The following is a 20,752-nucleotide window of genomic DNA, read 5'->3' as shown; positions in this document are numbered from 1 at the left end:
TTTGAAAAATATAAAAGAAACTAACTATAATGCAATTAACAGCGAAATTGATTCAAGTGATGCCTGTACAAACGGGTATGGGTAAGAACGGAGAGTGGAGAAAACAGAGTATAATACTGGAAACAGACGGAATGTACCCTAAAAAAGTATGTGTTACATTGTGGGGTGATAAAATTAACGAGTCTGTTTTACAGGTTGGCAATATTCTCGATGTATCGTTCGATATAGAAAGCCGCGAATATAATGGTAACTGGTATACAGACCTGCGTGCATGGAAGGTTGATCCGGCAGGAGCAGGTGCTCCCGAAGCTCCTCAGGCTGGATACGGTGCTGCACCCCAACAATCGGCTCCTTCTACACCTGTAGATTTTAGTAGCGGTGGCGATGGTGACGACCTGCCATTCTAAGTAGAGAAATATAGAATATATATAATTTAAGTGTGTAAAAGCTTGTTATCCATTTTGGATAAGTCTTTTACACATTTTTGTCTATATTATTATAATACCCCTATTCGTTTGATTGTATTTGACTTATCATTTTTTTTAAATAGGAACTTGCGAGTAAAGGATAATTTTCATTAATTCAGAACTTCAAAAATAAGGAGTATTGAATATCAAGTTTTTATTAAAAAATAATAATAAAAAGATAAAGCTAATTCTTTGTCTGTCAAAAAATAAATCATATCTTTGCACCTCGTTTATAAATAATTAAATAATTACTATGTATTTAGATTCAGCTAAAAAGCAAGAACTCTTCGCAAAGTACGGAAAGTCTAACACTGATACTGGCTCACCAGAGGCTCAGATAGCATTGTTTTCATACCGTATTTCGCATTTGACTGAACACTTGAAGTCAAATAAGAAGGACTATAACACAGAGAGATCACTTAAACGCCTTGTAGGTAAACGTCGTCGTTTACTTGATTATCTTACTGCAAATGATATTGAAAGATATCGTGCGATAATCAAAGAACTAGGTATCAGAAAGTAATTCTTTCCAGCGAAATTTTAAAGAGATTGTTTCATCCGATTCAATCTCTTTTTATTTTTGTGTGCTCTGGACGAATTTTCTCTATTATTTTGATGAAAAAATATCTAATATTGTAATACGTTCTGTAATCGGTATAAAAAGTAACACCTAAAATAAGGGACAAAAAGTGTCACTTTTGTCACCTTTTTGGGAATAAAGGTTGAACAGCATAAATTATTTAATTGAAATGGATAAGCTTACGATTATAAAAGTTGGAGGTAAAATTGTAGAAGAAGAACAATCTTTACGTCAGTTATTGAAAGATTTTTCTCTGATAGAAGGTTACAAAATCCTTGTGCATGGGGGAGGGCGTTCTGCTACCAAACTGGCGGAGAAGCTAGGTATAGAGAGCCGCATGGTAAATGGAAGGCGTGTAACTGATCGAGATACATTAGAGATTGTAACAATGGTATACGGAGGCCTTGTAAATAAAAATATTGTTGCCGGGCTGCAAGCTCTAGGAGTAAATGCTTTAGGTCTTACCGGTGCTGATATGAACATCATACGATCAGAAAAACGACCGGTGAAAGAGGTTGATTATGGCTTTGTTGGTGATGTGAAAGAGGTAAATGCTGAAACATTGTCTTCGCTTATTCAGCAAGGAATAGTGCCTATTCTTGCCCCGCTGACTCACGATAAAGAAGGAAATATACTAAATACCAATGCTGATACTATAGCCGGAGAAGCAGCGAAGGCTTTGGCTCTTAAGTTTGATGTAACCCTTATTTATTGCTTCGAAAAGAAGGGTGTACTCATGAATGAAAATGATGATGAGAGTGTGATTCCTGATATAAATAAAGCTATGTTTGAGCAATTGGTTAAAGATGGAATTGTACAAGGAGGGATGATCCCCAAATTAGAAAATGCCTTTCAGGCGATAGAAAAAGGAGTGAAAGAAGTGATTATTACAAGTGCATCCGAATTTGGAGAAAATACGGGTACACGAATTTGCTAATACTCAGTAAAGCAGATATTTTTCATAGAATATCCTTTTTTTAAGAAAAATTAATTATATTTACATCTGTAATACTATATTAAACTAAAATAGAGTTAAATTATTTAGTCATTCTTAAACTTTCATTACTATGAAAAAATTATTACTAGTTGCTGTTTTGGCAGTATTCAGTGTGAGTATTAGTGCGCAAGGGCTTAAAGGGACTTGGTTTGCGGGTGGAGAAATCTCTTATTCAGATGTTAATGATGTTAAATCAACAATGATTCTACCTGTTATTGGAACCTTTGTTTCTCCTAGTGTAGCTGTTGGTATAGGAGCCGGCTACCTAAGTGTAAAAGAAGATGGAGAAACAAGTGATGCTTTTGTTGCAAAGCCATTGGTTCGTAAATATTGGAATATAACAGGTCCCGTTTATCTGTTTGGACAAGTTGCCGCCCCATTGATGTTTTCTGATGGTGTAAATAGTTATGGTTTGCAAGTTTCTCCAGGTATCGATATTGTCGTGACATCTTGGTTGACATTCGAAACATCATTTTCAATTTTTGGTCTTAATGTTATTGATTCTGATGGATCTACAGATTGGAATATAGGTGCAAATCCATTCAATTCTTTGACAGACAGGAAAGTCGGTGATTTACAGGTTGGTGTTAAATTCCTATTCTAAGGATTGGATAATCAAAAATAATTATACAATAAAAGTCTCACATAATGTGAGACTTTTGTTTTTGTTACAATAGCAGGGTATATTAAAAAAGAGTATATTTGTTTTGATCTTATTTAATTTACAAACTTAACTTAATTAACTTATGAAAATGATCGTAAGAACGACCTTGATTGTGGCTGCAATTTTGCTTACTATCGGAGTAAGTGCTCAAGACAAACCCTTGACTTTTGGTGTAAAGGCCGGAATGAATATTTCTAACTTCAGCGGAGACTTTGAAGATACAAAAGCAAAGATTGGATTTAATGCCGGGGTAACACTGGACTTCGCTTTAACTAACGATCTTTATTTACTTACCGGCTTGGAGTTTACATCAAAGGGTGCGAAAGTAAATGAGGATACTAATCTAAAAATGAACTTGTCTTATCTACAATTGCCTGTTCATGCGGGATATAAACTAACTGTAGCAAACGGCACGCGTATTGTTTTTCATGCAGGACCATATATAGCTTATGCTGCAGATGGTAAATGGAAAGTGAAAGGAGTAGAAGATAGTGTAGGGGTTTTTGGTGATGAAGCAGAAGCGGCAGGTCTAAAAATGAAAAGATTTGATTTCGGATTAGGTTTTGGCGTTGGTGCTGAGTTCGGTCAGTTTAATGCAGGGCTTAATTGTGATTTCGGCTTAGTAAATATTGCTGATTTTGGAATGATTGATCTTGAAGATTTGGGTAAATTGGATGCTAGCAGCGTATCAGTGAAAAATATGAATGTGGGTATTTCTCTTGGATACAAGTTTTAATAAACTATACCCATTATATACACAAATAAGCCCGATAAAATCGGGCTTATTCTTTTTATTTCAATAGATATTCTTTTAACTCTTCAAATGTTTTTCCCATACTGATGCTTTTCTTTTCACCTTTCATAAAGGCTTGCAATTTTTCCGGTATGGCAACCGATTTCTCGATAATGGCTTCTACCGTTTCCAGAAATTTTGCAGGATGAGCCGTTTCTAAAAAAACGCCCGTTTCGTCAGCTGCAAGTGAGTCTTCTAGTGCTGAATATCCACATGCCCCGTGAGGATCGAGGAGATAGCCTGTTTTTTCGTATGTGTCTTTCACCACTTTCCTGATTGTATCATCATCATACCATTCCCCGGTAATTTCTTTTTTTATCTTGTCCCAAGAATGTTCGTAAAGATCAAGTACACGTACAAAGTTACTGGGATCGCCTACATCCATTGCATTTGCGATAGTCTGTACAGATGGGCGAGGATTATATTTTCCTGTTTGTAGATATTCATAGAAAATATCATTACTGTTATTTGCCGCAATAAATCGCCTTACAGGCAATCCCATGCGTTTGGCTATAAGTCCTGCCGTAATATTGCCAAAATTGCCGCTAGGGACGCAAAAAACGATATTGTCAGCCTTTCCTTGCTTCTTCAGCTGAGCGTAAGCATTGAAATAATAGAACGCTTGCGGAAGGAAGCGAGCAACATTGATCGAATTAGCAGATGTGAGATTTAGCTTTTTATTTAATTCATCGTCTAAAAAAGCAGTTTTAACCAGAGCCTGACAGTCATCGAAAGTGCCATCTATCTCAATGGCTGTTATGTTTTGTCCCAGTGTGGTAAACTGACTTTCTTGTATCGCACTTACTTTTCCTTTGGGATACAGTACATATACATGTATTCCGTCAACGCTTAAGAATCCGTTTGCAACCGCACTGCCCGTATCTCCGGATGTGGCAACAAGAACTTTTACATCCTTTTGTCCTTGTTTTTTGATAAAATATCCTAGCAGGCGAGCCATAAATCGACCTCCTACATCTTTGAAAGCGAGGGTAGGGCCATGAAATAGCTCGAGGCTGTATATATTATCATTTACATGTACAACTGGTGTATCGAAGCTTAGCGTGTCATATACTATTTCTTTCAACGTTTCGGCCTCTATATCTTCGCCAAAAAATGCATCGGCTACGGTATACGCTATTTCCTGAAAGCTCATATTGCCAATATTATCGTAAAAAGATTGCGGCAATATTTTTATTTTTTCAGGCATATAGAGCCCTTTATCGGGGGCCAAACCTTTTACTACCGCTTCCTGTAAACTGACATCAGGAGCAAGTTTATTTGTGCTGTAATATTTCATATTCATCAGGTTAATGAAAGGCGAAAGTAATAAAATGAAAGGAAAGAATCAATTAAAAGATTTTTTTATTTGTAAAAGGACTATAAATAGGTTAATTTGTATTCATAAAAAAAGCAGTGACTAATCACTGCTTCTTCTTATTCTTTCTTTATCTATTTTCTTAAAAGGGTTAGTATAGAATAGCTCGAACCTGTCTTATAACGCACGTCCCTTAAATACATTCGAATCTTCTTCCTGATAAAGGCTTCCGCGGAAACTTATTCTATTACTGTTGAAATTAGGGGTTACTACCGCATCACATTTATTGTCTCCTTTATATATTCTGATGAAGACATTCGCTGACACTCCTATGCCCTGCACCATCATGCTGAATGTAACAACTCCTTTCTTATCGGTCTCCATCTTTACGCTCGAAACCCTTCCATCTACAGTAATTCCACCTATTCCATTTGGACCTGCATACGGTGAGTTGAATGCCATTTGGATAGTTGCTTTGTCTCCATTCATGGATATGAAATTGGTATTAGGTGTTACATAGGCAAAATTTCCATGTTTAAAGTCAATTCTGTCTGCCTCTAATACAAATTTCCTCTCATTTAAAGCCTGGATTGCTTTTTCTCCCCAATAAGCTCTTTCACTGTCTGCTGCTGCCTTTTGTGCAGGATCCTGCTGTGTTTTACACCCTGTGAAAAACAACATGCTTGTAACTAAGATAAATACAATTTTTCTCATAGCATTTCTTTATAATAATTATATAACGCTATAGAATAAAATTAAGTTTTGTCTTTTTGAAATAATCACTCCCAATCTATATTAATTTAGGATTATTGCCTAAGTTATTAATATAGAATGATCTGTTTATTTCTGTCGATTTTTATTTGCAGTCTTCTCTCGACTTCTGACCTAAATACCCGCCATGATGACGTTTTGCATAGTCAACCTTCGTAAACCCTATTCTTTTCATGGTTCCCACTACAAGGATATCTCCTATAACGGTCATTACTGTCGTTGAGGTAGTTGGCGTTAAACCTAGTGTGCAGACCTCCTCAGGGCGTCCTGTGTGAATAAATACGTCTGCTTTCTGAGCAAGCAGACTTTCCGAATCACTGGTTATGACAATAAATTTTATGCCCGGAATCAGATCTTTTGCCAATGTAATAAGCTCAATTATTTCTCTTGTCTTCCCCGAGTTGGAGATAGCTAATACAATATCATTTTCTTGTAGGATACCTAAATCTCCATGTTGAGCCTCGCTTGGATGTAGAAATACAGCCGGTGTTCCGGTCGAACTGAATGTCGTGGCAATATTCTGCGCTATCTGTCCGGCTTTGCCCATGCCGCTTGTTACAAGCTTGCCTTTTTTCTGATTAACTTGTTCTACAATAAGGTCTATGGCTCTACTATATGCATCGCTGATAGGAATATTCAATATGGCAGAAGACTCATGTTCTAAAATAGAGCGTATTTCGTTTGTATCCATTTAAATTTTTTTTGCCAAAGATACAATATTATCCCGACTTTTTACAATAAGTGCTCAGGCTGATTATAAGCCCAATCTTACAATTTAAAATAAGAAAGCATGGATACTATCCATGCTTTCTTCTCTATGTTTTTACTTACCGGAAAGAATCCAAGAAAGGGTATCTTAGTTTGTCTTGAATTTAAACTGAATTTTTGACAAGTCTTCGTTTGCCTTTTCAATTTTTCCTTTCAGATTTTCTTTGTAAGCAACCAGCTTATTATACAAAGCTTCGTCTCCTGTGGCAATCATCTGCAATGCAAGAATTCCCGCATTTAATGAGCCATTTATACCTACAGTAGCAACCGGTATTCCCGGAGGCATTTGTACGATAGCCAGCAACGCATCCATACCATCTAGCGAAGCATCGATAGGAACTCCGATTACGGGAATCGGTGTCATAGATGCAATCACCCCGGGTAAATGGGCAGCCATACCGGCAGCAGCGATAATTACTTTTATACCTCTCTCTTTTGCTCCCTTAGCGAAAGCTTCTACACGTTCGGGAGTACGGTGTGCAGACAAAGCGTTGATCTCGAATGGAACTTCCATCTCGTCAAAAAACTTTGCTGCTTTTTCCATTACGGGAAGGTCTGATGTACTTCCCATAATTATACTTATAACAGGTTTCATTTTTTAATTATTTACCAATTAGGTTTTTGTAATCAGAAGCAGAAAGCAATGTATCTAATTCAGAAGCATCGCTTACCGCTATTTTAATAATCCATCCTTTTCCGTATGGATCTTCATTTATTAGTTCGGGTTTTTCTTCCAATTCAGCATTTACCTCCAAAACTTCTCCGGATACAGGCATCAAAAGGTCAGAGACTGTTTTCACAGCTTCTACACTTCCGAATACACCGTTTTGTTCTATAGTTTCACCTTCGCTGGTTACATCAACATATACGATTTCGCCCAACTCACTCTGAGCAAATTCGGTGATACCTACAAGGGCAGTGTCGCCTTCTACTTTTATCCATTCGTGGTCTTTGGAATACTTCAAATTCTCAGGAAAGTTCATAATTCTTTTATTTTTAGTTTATATATTATAAGTTTCTCAGAAACAAAATCAAACTCCAGTATGTGCCGATATATACCCACAGATAGGAAACAACCGATCCGACCAGAAAACCCACATATACCTGTGCCGGAGTACTTCTGTTGAGCATCAGACGCGATACCCCTAAACACCCTGCTAAGATAAACAAAATCATGAATAAAACAGGTAGGTTGAGTCCTTTTATATTGTAGCAAACTGACAAGATGCAACCAACCATTCCTCCTATAGCCATCATATACGCGCTTATCTTCCAAAATCGTGAAATAATAGCATATATAACCAGCAATATTAAAGGAGTAAGGATAACCGCAAGGAACCAGATATACAATTTGGCAGAGAAGAAATAATAGAACAAAAGGGCATAAGAGAGGAAGAATACACTGAGAGGTAAAATCCACTCGCTCCTGTTGTCCAGATGATAATCCTTGATAACATGTGTCAATCGCAGAAAGTAAATACCCGAAACCGGAATAATGCACGAGAAAAAGATTACAGGAGTCATGAATCTTATAAACTGATTGGCAAAAAGGAATGTAAAATCAGTAGATAAAAAGATAATAGCCACACTGTATATAACCATGAAAACAGGATTCAGCACAAACGAAATTATTTGTGGTAGAATAGGCTCTTTCTCTTGTGGTGGATTGTATATAATAGATGCTCTCTGCTCTATATGGTTATTTTCTTCAACTAACGTGTACTCCTTTTCTTCTTTCATATTTCTTTTCTTAGTCGGGCGACAGGCAGATTCATCTGTTCCCTATATTTTGCTACAGTACGGCGTGCTATGATGTATCCTCGTTCGTTTAATATTTCTGATAGCTTATCGTCTGTCAAAGGTTTCTTTTTATCCTCATTTTCGATACATTCCTTTAGAATTGCTTTTACCTCGCGGGAAGAAATTTCCTCTCCTGTGTCGGTTTGCATAGACTCCGAAAAGAAATACTTCAACGGGTATATTCCAAAGCTTGTTTGCACGTACTTGCTGTTACTAACCCGAGAGATTGTAGATATGTCATAGCCGGTTCGCTGCGCAACATCTTTTAGTATCATGGGTTTCAGCTGCGATTCGTCTCCCGTAAGGAAGAAGTCATATTGCATATCCATTATTGCTTGCATAGTCCGTTGTAGAGTATCTTGTCGCTGTTTGATGGCGTCAATGAACCAACGGGCTGAGTCTAGCTTTTGCTTTACAAACAATACTGTATTCTTACTGTCGACAGACATACTTTCTTTGTTGTCCGAAAAACCTTTGAAAAGTTCAGAATATTCGCGGCTGACTCTCAGATCGGGTATATTTCGGTTATTCAAACTCAGAAATAGTTCTCCTCCATACGAGTCTATCGTAAAATCGGGTACAATCGTGCTGAGAGTAATAGACAATGAATCGCCCCAATTATTTCCCGGCTTGGGGTTCAGGGTTGTGATTTCCTGAATCACTTCTTTGAGTATCTCTTCGTCTATATTCAGTTGTCTGATTATCTTATCATAATGCCTTTTGGTAAATTCATCGAAAAGGTTGGTTATGATATTTATTGCATAATCTACAATCTCTGATTTTTCTTTTCTTCCCAGCTGTAGCAGCAAGCACTCTTGCAGGTTGCGTGCAGCAATTCCCGCAGGTTCAAAGTCTTGAATCACTTTAAGTATCTCTTCCAGCCTTGAAACGGGGATATCTATATTTTGCTGAAAAATAAGGTCATCCGAGATTGCCGATAAAGAGCGGTCGAGATAGCCGCTTTCGTCAATGTTGCCGATAATATATTCTGCTACCTTTTGGTTTTCATCGTTCAATTCGCATTCTCCAAGTTGTTCGATAAGGTATTCATGTAGAGATGCTGCTACTGAAAACGGAATTTCTTCTTGTTTTCCTACTCCTTGTCTGTTGTTGTCGCGGAGTTGGTAATCAGGGATTTCGTCTTCGTTCATGTAGTCGCCTAGCGTGAGGTCTTCCTGCGAGATATTTGTATCGTCCTCCGAACCATATTCATCGTCATATTCGGAGTTATCGTTGGGTTCGAGCCCTTCTTCCAACGCAGGATTTTCTTCGAGCTCCTGTTTTATTCGTTCTTCCAATTCAAGTACAGGCAATTCGGTTAGTTTTATAACCTGCATCTGCATAGGCGAAAGCTTCTGCTGTTGTTTGAGCTGTAATTGTTGTTTTAGAGCCATAAATACTACTGAATTCTATTAAAACAAAGATAATAATAAAAACAATATTACATTATCGATAGTTTTCTATATAGTAAGAATTCACAATCTCTGCCAATATTTTCCATTTTTCTATTTTCTTATCCAAAGTCATTCTTGCATTCGCCGAACTGGGAGAGGGTAGGGTGATGAATTTCTTTTTTGTATCGAAACCTACATATTTTTTGTAAAATTCTTCCGCTTTTTTACTGGTGAAAAATATGTGTTCGATTTGAGGATATTCTTTGAAAAATTTCTTGAAATTGTTAGGCTTTTCATTTTTGATGCTGCTGTCTAAGCTTCCCTTTCCTTCACACGATTCGAGGACATCCCATATTGCTATATTCTTCTTTATCAGGAAATCGCTTTTTTCTTTGTAGCTATCCGGTAATTCTTCTCCGAAGAGGGTGAAAATTATTTTCCAAAACTGATTGCTTTTGTGTCCGTATCTTTCTTGTTTGCGTAGAGATTCCTCGCTCGGCATTGTTCCAAGAATCAATACCTTGCACTCTTTATTTACGATAGGGTCAAATGCAATTTTTCTCATACCTCATTATTTTATGCCATGCATCATTTTCAGCAATCTTCTGGAGAGGAAGAAAAGAATAACTGACGCTGCTCCTGCCATGAATACGAATAACATGAAGAAGTCGTAAAGATTTGATATCTGATAGCCTATGAATGTTTTTGGATTTTCCAGTTGTTGCTTTTCCAAATTTCGTTGTACTTCAGTTTTCAGATTCTGATTTTCTATTTTAGAAAATGTTATTCGATCGAATGGAATAACCGCTGTCCCGTCTTTTTGAGTTACCAACTCCTTAAAATCTTCAGGTAATAAAGTTAATGAATTTTCTTTTTCTACCGATTGTACCAACGAAAGCTCGATAATTGGCTCAGGATAATAACTGCTTAATGTCCCTGCAAACTTATTCGCTGCAGCCGTACTCAAATACCAAACAGCCATAAGTAGCGAAGCAAATCGGAGTGGAGCCAGCTTGTTTACCATTGATAATCCTATTGGCGATAAGCATAACTCTCCGAAGGTATGTATCACATAGAGGCTGATAAGCCATAGCATACTTACTTTTACTCCCGGAGCGAGCCCTTTTACTCCAAATGCGATAATCAAATATCCTAATGCTAATAGAAATAAGCCGATAGCCTGCTTAATAGGCGATGCCGGTTCTTTTCCTCGTTTGCCCAGCTTTGTCCATAAAAACACAAACACAGGAGCAAAAACAATGATGGAAAGAGCATTTATTGCCTGAAAGTAGGATGTAGGAACAGTCCAGTTGAATAGTTGAATATGTCTTTCGGTCTGTTCTTCGGCAAAATAGGTAAGAGATGCTCCTGCCTGTTCGAAGGCAGCCCAGAAGAAAATTACGAAAAATGCGATGATATAGATTACCCAGATACGTGACTGTTCTATTTTTGTAAGTGAAGAGTCTGAAATAATATATCCGGGTGCTGCGACAGCTATAGAGAAAATGATAGCTCCGATAATATCTGTTTCGAGAACAGAATAAAGCAGGAAGAATAATAAAATCCACACCATCCCCCAGATTATTATCTGTCTCGCATTCCCTTTTTTGTTTTTTGTTTCAGAGATGTCAGATTCTTTTACTTTTGTCTTCAGTAGGTCTTTGTTGTTTGGGATCACCCCGATGGCCTCTCCTGATGGAGTTACCAGATATTTATTTTTGAAAAAGATGAAAACTACGATACCTAAAAGCATGCCTATACATCCTGCAAGAAAACCCCATTTGAAGTCGGACGGATGTCCCGTATCACCGAAGAAACCGCAAACTAATGGTGCAAAGAACGAGCCTACATTTACTCCCATATAGAATATCGTATATGCCGAATCTTTGCGACTATCTCCGGCCTCGTATAGTTGCCCAACCATCGAAGACATATTTGGTTTAAAAAAGCCGTTGCCTAAGATGAGGAATCCCAATCCCGAGAACATTAACATGGTGGCTATGTCTATACTCTCGAGGAAGCTGCCCGATAGAAACAATAAAAATTGTCCGATAGCCATCAGCGAAGCCCCTACGATTATAGAGCGTCTGTTGCCCCAATAGCGGTCGGCGATATAGCCTCCAATGAGGGGTGTGAGATAAACAAGCCCTGTATAACTTCCGTATATCTGCCCGCTATATGCTTTGTCGAACAATAATGCTTTGAGCATATATAGAGAAAACAATGCCCGCATGCCGTAATAGCTGAAGCGCTCCCACATTTCGGTGGCAAATATGAGATAGATACCTTTAGGATGCCCTTTGGGTGAAGCGGCTAATTCTGTCTCAGAATTCATGGATAGTCTAAAATTAAAAATGATTATTATTAAAATGAATAGACCCGGATTTTTGTTTATCCGGGTCTAATTCTTTATTTCTTTATGTTTGGTAATTCAAGCCCGTAGCCCTTTGCCTTATCCTCTCGTTTGAGTAATATGGCGACTATAAGTGCCAATATCCCAAAGGAGGTGAATATTATCATGGGTAGGGTATAGTCGTATGTGAAACTTCCATCAGGTCGCTGTCCTGTAACACAATACTTTTCTAATACTTTTCCGATCAGGTAAGGAACACCCATTAATCCCCAATTTTGTACCCAGAAAATCAACGCATAAGCTGTACCCAATTTATTTTCAGGAATTATTTTAGGTACAGAAGGCCACATAGCTGAAGGCACAAGTGAAAATGCAATACCTAACAATACCATCAAGGCTGTTGCAAACCACCATACATTAAGGAATGGAATAGCAAATAAGAAATGGACAACGATAAGCAAAATAGCGCCTATCATCATTATAGATGCGCCTTTTCCTTTTTTGTCATATACACCTCCAAAGAACGGAGTTAAGAATATTGCTCCAAGTGGAAGTATTGCCGGAATGTTTCCTGCAAATTCAGGCTCCACGTTGTACTTGTTTATCATAAGGTCAACAGCATACTTCAGGAATGGAAATACTGCCGAGTAGAAGAGTACACATAATAATGCGATTAACCAGAAGCCTCTGTTTTTTACAATATACAGAATATCTGATGCTTTGAAAGGATCTTCCTGACTTTCGCTTGTCTGAGCAATTGAAGCATCCAGCTTTCTGTCCATTACGCTGAATACGAGAAATGCGATTAATCCGATACAAAGTAAAACAAGTCCGAATAAGATAGGTGCAGAAATACTATTGAAATATTTAGCAATAGGTATAGCTCCCGATAAAGCCAAAGTTGTCCCTATACGTGCAACCGATACTTGCAGACCCATTGCCAGAGCCATTTCATAGCCTTTAAACCATCTCACAATTATTTTAGTGACAGTAATACCGGCGATTTCGACTCCCATGCCAAATATTGCAAATCCAATACTTGCCACCATAACCTGGGAGCTAATCCCGAAGATAGAACCCTCGAAAGTTTTTCCATAAGCTACTGCGTAGTATTTCAGGGCACAGCCAACAACCATTAGTATGCATGCTCCCAGACCGGTAAAACGCACTCCCATTTTATCGAGAATAATACCTCCGAAAATGAGCATAAGCAAAAACACATTGAACCATCCGTATGCACTGGTGAAAAATCCGTAGTCAGAACTATCCCATCCTAGCTGGCTTTCAAGCATTGGTTTCAATGGAGCCATAACGTCAGTAATGAAATAGCCACAAAACATAGTGAGAGCAACAACTCCCAATACGGTCCATCGGGCTGCTTTGGAGTCACTCAATTTTTGCCTTAGTATTTCGGTCATAATTAATTGATTTTTGAGTAATAAATATTCGGTTTTTGATTTTTTTTGTGCAAAAGTATCGAAAAGAATTATAATAAAGTGGCAATCTGCTAAAAAACATAGGTTAAAACTAGTTAGCAAGTCAGCCTTTTAGTACTTACACAAGGTGCGAAAAGGAGGGAGGGTGCAACTTATCTTTCGTAATGGGCTACTTATTATCCAAAAAATGTATCTTTGTTTCTAAAAATAAAACGAAGGATATGACCTTAAAGGATAAACATATTGTATTGGGTATAACCGGTAGCATTGCAGCATATAAGGCTGCTTCGCTTGCTCGTTTGCTTATAAAAGCAGGAGCCGAAGTGCAAATAGTTATAACACCTGCAGGAAAAGAATTTATCACTCCTGTTACATTATCCGCGTTGACAGGTAAACCTGTCGTTAGCGAGTTTTTCACGGCAAATGATGGTACATGGCATAGTCATGTTGATCTGGGACAATGGGCCGATCTGATGCTTATTGCTCCGGCTACTGCTTCTACACTTGGCAAGATGGCAAATGGCGTTGCCGATAATATGCTTATCACCACCTATATGTCGATGAAAGCACCCGTAATGATAGCACCCGCTATGGACTTGGATATGTTTGCTCATCCTGCAACTACTCGCAATTTGGAGATTCTTCGCTCTTATGGCAATATTATTATTGAGCCTGCTGCCGGAGAGTTAGCAAGCCATTTGATAGGCAAGGGACGGATGGAAGAACCTGAGAAAATATTATCTGTTGTTGAGGACTTTTTCAATCAGCAAGAAACTCTTTCAAAAAAAAAAATACTGATAACGGCCGGACCGACTTATGAAAAAATAGATCCTGTACGTTTTATAGGGAACTATTCATCGGGTAAAATGGGTTTTGCCTTGGCTGAAGAATGTGCACGTCGTGGTGCAGAAGTCGTTTTGGTTGCAGGCCCTGTTTCACTAAAAGTAAATCACCCCAATATAAAAAGAATTGACGTGGAGTCGGCAGAGGAAATGTATAATGCCTCGATAAAAGAATTTCCGGGAATGGATGCCGCTATTCTTTGCGCTGCCGTGGCTGATTTTCGTCCATCGGAACAGTATTCTCAAAAAGTAAAGAGAGGAGAAGATTTATTGACGATCTCTCTTGTTCCTAACAAAGATATTGCTGCATCGCTTGGCAAAATGAAGAAGGCAAACCAATTGTTGATAGGCTTTGCCTTGGAGACAAACGACGAAGAGACAAATGCTCTGAAAAAAATGGCAAAGAAAAATCTCGACTATATCGTACTTAATTCGCTTAATGACGCAGGAGCCGGATTTAAGTATGATACGAATAAAGTTGCTATTTTGAAGAAAAATGGAGAGCGAAAAGATTTCGGATTAAAGTCTAAATACGAGGTTGCCTCTGATATTATTGATCACACTATGCAATAACCTTATTCCGCACATTATTTTTTTGATATATAATTATCTAATATAAGAAGGCTTTACAGAGTATGTAAAGCCTTTGTTTTTAATTTTTTAAGTAGAAAGTGACAATGTAAAAACGTATTTAAAAGTGTCACTTTTGTCACTTTTTAGGAACAATCTATATTTATATGTGTTTCATAATTAATATCTTGGAGACAAGAAATGTTGATATAAAATGAATACATTTATACGGATATTGTCACTTTCTTATTTGCAACTTGTGTGAGATGGCTAAAAGTAGACACAAAATATTAAAAATTTCACTCTTTGCACTTGCTCTGCTTGTTGTGCTTGGCCTTTCTGTGAACTGGTATATGACTTATCGCCTTAAAGACAAGTTGAATAAAACGTTGGCGGAAGCAGTATCAAATGCAACAAATGGTTTTTATCGCTTTTCCTTCGAGAAGCTCTCTGTAGGGTTTCTTTCGGGAGAGCTTTCTATATACGGTCTACAACTTGTTCCCGACTCTCTTGTATTTGATCAATGGCAACAGGGAGATAGCCTTCCCAAAGTATATTATAAAATTAATGTTGAAGAAATTCACTTCAAAGGTGTTAACCTGACTTGGCGCCGAGATTATAAAAAGTTGAAGTTTAATCTCTTTGAGGTAAATTCGCCGGATATAAAAGTTTTTGAACCTACATATTCAACAGATACTCTCGATGAGCAGCATAAAAATAGAAAGTCGCAAACACTATATCAAATTGTATCTCCTTATATAAATCGACTTGCAGTAAGTAGGATCAACCTCACCAATATGAATGTTTCATATACTGTGGTCGATTCTGTATCACCTGTTGTCTACGGATTGAAGGAAGCTAACTTTTTTGCATTTAATTTCTTGTTGGATGAAAATTCTTCAGAATCGGGAAAGCTTCTGTTGTGCGATAATTTTGAGTTCTCGGCAAGTACTCCGCAATCTCTTTTGTATAGCGACGAAATTATTCTTAATACGAAGAATATTCAACTGAGTACGATCGATTCCATTATTCAAATTGACGGTGTGGATATTCATCCTAAAGATGAATTTTGGGCACGTCGTCTTGAGAAAACGGGAGATTACCTAAAAGCTACAGTGGATGAGGTGAAGGTGAAAGGGGTTGGATTTGAAAGGAGAAAAGGATTAAATCACCTTCATGCCCGTACCTTCGATATCAGGTCTACAGATATACAGTATCACAGCGTACAGGGAGCATCGGACGACTCTATCCCTGTGGAAGAGAAGAGTCTGCAAGATGAGCCTTGGTCTTTATATACAATACTGTCTCCTATTCTTTATCGTACATCTATAGATATGATAAGTGTAGAAGAAACCAAATTTAATTATGTACATACTCAAAATAACATTACGGATGTTTATACGCTGGGAAAGTTTGATTTTCATGCCAATGATTTTCTTGTAGATTCTCTTTCCGAAAAGTTGAGGAAATTCTGGTATGTGGATAACTTCACGATGATAGCAGATAATATTAATGGAACACAAAGGAGTAATAATTCTGAGTTAAATGTAAAACGCTTGTATTTAGATACAAATACTGAAAAGTTTGAAATATCAGATATAAAGATCAAACCTTTATCTACCAATACTAAGAAGGATTATTTGTTCGGAGATGTGAAGTCTATAAGTGTTGATGGACTCGAATATACCGCAGGAGTTTCTGCTGAGCTTCTTAATATTGAATCGCCTAATATTGAATATTTTAAATTAACGGAAAAAAATAAAGGTAAATCGAAAGATAAAAAGAAGGTCTCACCCGAAAATGTCCTTGATTTTTTTACACCGTATTCCGATTTCTTATCTGTAAAAAGAATAAACCTGAAGAATGCAAATCTGATATATCATAATAAGGAAGACGATGAAACCTTTCGTCTGAAAGATCTGAATTTCCATGCATCCAAATTTCTTATCAGTAAAGAGACCCGGGTGACTTCACCCTATTTATTTACAAGTGAAGATATAAGTCTTTCCTTTAGGGATTTTGATAATCTCCTATTCGGTAAGAAATATCAATTGCAAATAGCTGCTGCTGATGTATCTACCAGCACGGGGGAAATGGTGTTGAAGAATATAAAGCTAACTCCACAAGCCAAATCTTGGAAAGAGGCTTCCGTAGTTTATGATATTGCTTCGCCTCTCATACAGATTACAGGATTTGATAATATTGACTACTTCAAAGGTAAAACAATTGCTGTTAAAGACTTCTTCGTAGAAGCTCCTCAGATAAAGGTCATGAAAACAAAAATAGATGGAGGTGATAATAAGAAGAAAGCCCTGTCTCCGGAAAAGTCTTCTTTTTTAACGAAGCTTTCTGTCGATAATTTGTCTGTAACTGACCCCAATTTTACTTATATAGGTAAAGAAGAAGATAGTTTGAGAGCTGAATTGACTGCGTTTAAATTGGATTCTTTGAAATGGAATATTCATCACAATTTGAATATCGCAGAGTTAATGTTGCAGTCTCCACAGGTATATTATGCGAATAGTAGCAACAAAGAAAAGTTAGACAAAGAGGCAAGTCGTAAAATAGATCTTGAAATCCTCGGTAGAAACATTAATATAGGCAAACTTGTCGTTTCGAATGCAAGTGTTAATCTGAATCGGCCTTCAGATACGCTTGATTTCAAGATTGCACAGTTTGATTTTTCAGGCCTTAGCTGGATTATGAAGGAAGATGGTTCTTCGTTGGATTTGGCTGCTATCAATTTTTATAAACCGACTTTGGATATACGCAAGCACTCTATAGAAAAGCAGAATATAGATTCGCAAACTGTCTCTTCACGAAAGGATATTTATTCTTTTATTGCACCCTATCTTCATAATCTGTCAGTGGGAGAGTTCAATCTTACGGATGCCAATCTCAATTACTCTAATTCTAAAACAGACAACAAAGAAGAAAGGCAAAAGCTGAACGAGACTAGCCTCTTTCTTCGTGGTCTGACTTTAGATACCCAAAAGAAGAAATTTGACCTCGCTGATATTCGTTTTAATACCAAAGACCTTTCTTTTCCAATCATGGATGGATTCTATACTCTTAGTTTTGGCAATATCAATATAGATAAGAGAGGTCAGATAGCGGAAGTGTCGGATGTAAAGATGAAATCTACTTATCCTAAATTTGAATTTGCATACAAACATCCGAAGCATAAAGACTGGTTCGATTTTACAATGGGTAAGTTTCAGCTTTCAGGGCTCGATTATTCAGCACTGACTGCCGATAATAAGATAAAGGCTAAGCATCTAAAGATAGATGATGTTGTTTTGTTGAACCTTAAGAATCAGCAAATAAAGATAGAGCATAATATTATGCCGCTGATTTATGAAAAAATACAGAAACTGCCTGTTCAGCTAGATATCGATTCGGCAAATGTTAATAATTTCTCCGTGCTGTATGAAGAGTTGCCAAGAAACGGCAATATGTCGGCTGAGATTCACTTTGACAATATGAATGGTAAAATAAGCGGCTTGACAAATATAGCTTCTTACCCCCAGCAATTTATTCGTTTAGATGTAGATGGTAAATTTATGGGAGGTCCTTTTACCGCTCGCTGGGATATTCCCGTAAGTGCTGATTATGATTGTTTTGTATTAGAGGCAAATATGCAGCAGTTTGATATGACGAGATTGAATGGTGTATTTCTCCCTTTAGCAAAAGTTGAGTTGCAGAGTGGTATATTGCAGGATTTCTATTTCAGGACAGAGGCTTCCAGTATAGATGCCAGAGCCAATATGCTGTTTCGGTATAATGACCTTAAATTAACCATATTCAAAGATATAGAAATTGAAGAGCAAAATAAGCTTTTGTCACGGATTGCCAATATTCTTGTAAGATCTAATAATCCGAATAGTAAGCGGTCAAAGCCTCGTGTGGCTGATGTAACACTCGATCGTGACCCTTATCACTCCACATTCAATTACTTTTGGCAGATATTGCAGCCTGCTCTTGCTGAGTCGGTAGGTGTTTCGCAACAAAAGCAAAACATGGCGAAAAAAGTAACTCAGTTTTTCTCAAAGGTCAAGAATTTCTTTACCGGAAAAAAGGAGAGTAAAGAGAAAGAAGATAAAAAGTAATTATTTACGATACAACCGTCCCTGCCACGTCTTTCTTTCCTCAAACTTTTTCAATACTTTGGCGGTGAATTCGAAGTTTTTCAACCCCCAATCAGGTGCTATCAGTAATTGTTTCGGCGATTGAGAAATGAAACGCTCTATGATAAAGTCGGGATTAAGCTTTTCGGCAAAGTCGATACATAGGTCGATGTAATCGTCTACTTCGAACAGATTGAACCATTCGGGATGTTCCCGATATTGCCTTGACATTACTGTGCCTTTTATCAGTTGTAGCTGGTGAAGCTTTATAGTTGTCAGTGGAAGCTTGGCTACTACGTCAGCATGAGCCAGTACCTGCTCACGGCTTTCATGAGGTAGCCCAAGAATAAGATGTGCTCCTGTATATATCCCTTTTGCTGCTGTTTTAAGTATGGCCTCTTCACTTTCCTGATGCGTGTGTCCACGATTGATAAATTCAAGAGTGGAATCAAGCGTTGATTCCAAGCCGTATTCTATGATGAGGAAAGTTCTTTTATTTAGCTCAGCGAAATAATCGAGTAGCTCATCTGGCATGCAGTCGGGGCGTGTGCCGATAATCAACCCCACAACATTGGGATATGATAATGCCTCTTCATACAGCTCAATCAGCTTCTCGATACTATCATAGGTATTTGTGTATGACTGAAAGTATGCGAGGTATTTCATTTCAGGATACTTGTAAGAGAAGAAAGCAATGCCATCTCTGAGTTGGTCGCTAACACTGCGTTGCTTTCCTCCATACCCCGGGCTAAAGCTTTGGTTGTTGCAATATGTACATCCTCCTACGGCTTTCGACCCATCCCTGTTTGGACAAGTAAATCCCGCATTTATCGATATTTTCTGAACCTTATATGGGAAGTGTTTTGTAAGAAGCTCTCCAAATTCTCTATAGAATTTATTTTCCATTCGTCTTTTTTATTTTGGATGCAAAGGTAATGATATGCGAAATGAAATTATTATAAAGCTCATATTTTAACCACTTGGCGTATATCATTACCCTATTCCCTTAATCGCTTTTAATGGATTGCGTGATAAGCTTTCTTAGAAATTTACATGATCCGGATCTGGTCCTATACGCAAATTTTTATTTAGCGAATTTATGCTTTTGATTTCATCATCGTTCAGACTAAAGTCAAATATATTCAGATTCTCGACCATGCGTTTCTCGTTTGATGACTTAGGTATGGTTACTACTCCACGTTGGTAATCCCAACGGAGTATTATCTGAGCCGGAGATTTCGAGTATTTGTCTGCGAGGTCAGTCAATATCTTTTCATTGAACAATCCCGTCTGATTCGCCGCAAAAGGACTCCATGCTTCTACACGGATACCTGCTTTCTTGCAATAGCTCAAATCATTTTCTTGTACAAGATATGGGTGCAATTCTATCTGATTTACGGCAGGAGTTATGGTCGATTCTTTCGCCAATGCCTCCAAGTGGTATTGCTTGAAATTGCTGACGCCAATTGCTTTCACTTTACCAGTTTCATATATTTCCTCAAACTTTTTCCATGTTTCTATAAACTTCCCTTCTACAGGCCAGTGAACAAGATATAGATCGATGTAATCGAGATCAAGCTTTCTTAAGCTGGTCTCAAAGGCTTCTTTTACCTTGCCGCTTCGCTGGTCTGAGTTCCACATCTTTGTGGTTACGAATATTTCTTCCCGAGGAGTACCCGAGTTTTTTATTGCTTTTCCTACAGCTTCTTCGTTGTGATAATACATGGCTGTGTCGATATGCCTGTATCCAACTGACAATGCGGTTCCGATCACCTTTTCAGCTTCCTTGTTGTCTTCCAAGCGGAATACGCCTAGTCCAACCCATGGTATATCTATACCATTATTCAATTTTACTTTTTCCATTTTTTGTGTAAT

19 protein-coding genes are annotated in these 20,752 nt (G+C 37.7%); 7 read left to right on the top strand and 12 right to left on the bottom strand.

Annotated features, from left to right (window positions below):
• Nucleotides 1-29 precede the first annotated feature (29 nt).
• The 5 genes from BGO84_RS00725 (at nucleotide 30) to BGO84_RS00705 (ending at nucleotide 3,444) form a co-directional block, all read left to right on the top strand.
• Complete coding sequence (locus BGO84_RS00725) at nucleotides 30-407, top strand: DUF3127 domain-containing protein (protein WP_135105361.1); 378 nt, start codon at nucleotides 30-32, stop codon at nucleotides 405-407.
• Nucleotides 408-720: 313 nt separating this feature from the next.
• Nucleotides 721-990, top strand: a complete 270-nt coding sequence (gene rpsO / locus BGO84_RS00720) for a 30S ribosomal protein S15 (protein WP_006841625.1) — start codon at nucleotides 721-723, stop codon at nucleotides 988-990.
• Nucleotides 991-1,216: 226 nt separating this feature from the next.
• Complete coding sequence (argB, locus tag BGO84_RS00715) at nucleotides 1,217-1,984, top strand: acetylglutamate kinase (protein ID WP_291026714.1); 768 nt, start codon at nucleotides 1,217-1,219, stop codon at nucleotides 1,982-1,984.
• 130 nt (nucleotides 1,985-2,114) lie between these two features.
• Nucleotides 2,115-2,648 (top strand): hypothetical protein, encoded by a 534-nt coding sequence (locus BGO84_RS00710; RefSeq protein WP_135105364.1) that lies wholly within the window; start codon nucleotides 2,115-2,117, stop codon nucleotides 2,646-2,648.
• A gap of 142 nt (nucleotides 2,649-2,790) precedes the next feature.
• On the top strand, nucleotides 2,791-3,444 hold the full coding sequence (locus tag BGO84_RS00705) for a porin family protein (RefSeq protein WP_291026710.1): 654 nt from the start codon (nucleotides 2,791-2,793) through the stop codon (nucleotides 3,442-3,444).
• A 55-nt stretch (nucleotides 3,445-3,499) separates the two neighbouring features.
• On the opposite strand, the gene thrC is transcribed toward BGO84_RS00705, so the two are convergent.
• The 10 genes from thrC to BGO84_RS00655 form a co-directional block, all read right to left on the bottom strand.
• Nucleotides 3,500-4,798 carry a threonine synthase gene (thrC, locus tag BGO84_RS00700; RefSeq protein WP_291026707.1) on the bottom strand — a complete coding sequence of 433 codons (1,299 nt, stop codon included), beginning with the start codon at nucleotides 4,796-4,798 and terminating at the stop codon, nucleotides 3,500-3,502.
• Between the two features lie 195 nt (nucleotides 4,799-4,993).
• Nucleotides 4,994-5,530, bottom strand: coding sequence for a DUF4251 domain-containing protein (locus BGO84_RS00695; RefSeq protein WP_135105367.1), 537 nt, complete (start codon nucleotides 5,528-5,530; stop codon nucleotides 4,994-4,996).
• A 142-nt stretch (nucleotides 5,531-5,672) separates the two neighbouring features.
• Nucleotides 5,673-6,278 carry an SIS domain-containing protein gene (locus BGO84_RS00690; RefSeq protein WP_006841631.1) on the bottom strand — a complete coding sequence of 202 codons (606 nt, stop codon included), beginning with the start codon at nucleotides 6,276-6,278 and terminating at the stop codon, nucleotides 5,673-5,675.
• A 165-nt stretch (nucleotides 6,279-6,443) separates the two neighbouring features.
• A complete protein-coding gene (purE, locus tag BGO84_RS00685) occupies nucleotides 6,444-6,950 on the bottom strand; it encodes a 5-(carboxyamino)imidazole ribonucleotide mutase (protein WP_006841632.1) in 507 nt (168 codons plus the stop codon).
• A 7-nt stretch (nucleotides 6,951-6,957) separates the two neighbouring features.
• Complete coding sequence (gene gcvH, locus BGO84_RS00680; protein WP_135105369.1) at nucleotides 6,958-7,338, bottom strand: glycine cleavage system protein GcvH; 381 nt, start codon at nucleotides 7,336-7,338, stop codon at nucleotides 6,958-6,960.
• Nucleotides 7,339-7,363: 25 nt separating this feature from the next.
• Nucleotides 7,364-8,095 (bottom strand): hypothetical protein, encoded by a 732-nt coding sequence (locus BGO84_RS00675; protein ID WP_291026704.1) that lies wholly within the window; start codon nucleotides 8,093-8,095, stop codon nucleotides 7,364-7,366.
• Nucleotides 8,092-9,549 (bottom strand): RNA polymerase factor sigma-54, encoded by a 1,458-nt coding sequence (rpoN, locus tag BGO84_RS00670; protein ID WP_291026701.1) that lies wholly within the window; start codon nucleotides 9,547-9,549, stop codon nucleotides 8,092-8,094. The genes BGO84_RS00675 and rpoN overlap by 4 nt, the downstream gene beginning before the upstream one ends.
• 52 nt (nucleotides 9,550-9,601) lie before the next feature.
• Nucleotides 9,602-10,114, bottom strand: coding sequence for a DNA-deoxyinosine glycosylase (locus BGO84_RS00665; protein WP_291026698.1), 513 nt, complete (start codon nucleotides 10,112-10,114; stop codon nucleotides 9,602-9,604).
• Nucleotides 10,115-10,120: 6 nt separating this feature from the next.
• On the bottom strand, nucleotides 10,121-11,884 hold the full coding sequence (locus tag BGO84_RS00660; RefSeq protein WP_291026695.1) for a peptide MFS transporter: 1,764 nt from the start codon (nucleotides 11,882-11,884) through the stop codon (nucleotides 10,121-10,123).
• Nucleotides 11,885-11,958: 74 nt separating this feature from the next.
• Nucleotides 11,959-13,320, bottom strand: coding sequence for an MFS transporter (locus BGO84_RS00655; RefSeq protein WP_283685547.1), 1,362 nt, complete (start codon nucleotides 13,318-13,320; stop codon nucleotides 11,959-11,961).
• Nucleotides 13,321-13,559: 239 nt separating this feature from the next.
• Here BGO84_RS00655 and coaBC point away from each other — a divergent pair, with 239 nt between their 5' ends.
• The gene (gene coaBC, locus BGO84_RS00650; protein ID WP_291026692.1) at nucleotides 13,560-14,753 is read left to right on the top strand and encodes a bifunctional phosphopantothenoylcysteine decarboxylase/phosphopantothenate--cysteine ligase CoaBC; all 1,194 of its coding nucleotides are present in this window, start codon (nucleotides 13,560-13,562) and stop codon (nucleotides 14,751-14,753) included.
• Between the two features lie 263 nt (nucleotides 14,754-15,016).
• Nucleotides 15,017-18,859, top strand: coding sequence for a hypothetical protein (locus BGO84_RS00645; RefSeq protein ID WP_291026690.1), 3,843 nt, complete (start codon nucleotides 15,017-15,019; stop codon nucleotides 18,857-18,859).
• Here the strand turns inward: BGO84_RS00645 and BGO84_RS00640 are convergent, their stop codons facing one another.
• Together BGO84_RS00640 and BGO84_RS00635 are read right to left on the bottom strand one after the other, a co-directional pair.
• Nucleotides 18,860-19,783: a TIGR01212 family radical SAM protein gene (locus tag BGO84_RS00640; protein WP_291026688.1), complete on the bottom strand. Its 924-nt coding sequence runs from the start codon at nucleotides 19,781-19,783 to the stop codon at nucleotides 18,860-18,862.
• A gap of 135 nt (nucleotides 19,784-19,918) precedes the next feature.
• The gene (locus BGO84_RS00635; protein ID WP_291026686.1) at nucleotides 19,919-20,740 is read right to left on the bottom strand and encodes an aldo/keto reductase; all 822 of its coding nucleotides are present in this window, start codon (nucleotides 20,738-20,740) and stop codon (nucleotides 19,919-19,921) included.
• Nucleotides 20,741-20,752 lie beyond the last annotated feature (12 nt).

The sequence above is a fragment of the Dysgonomonas sp. 37-18 genome (genome assembly GCF_001899125.1).
Classification (GTDB): domain Bacteria; phylum Bacteroidota; class Bacteroidia; order Bacteroidales; family Dysgonomonadaceae; genus Dysgonomonas.
The sequence above is the reverse complement of the archived record's forward strand: the minus strand, read 5'-3'. Positions and strand labels throughout refer to the sequence as shown.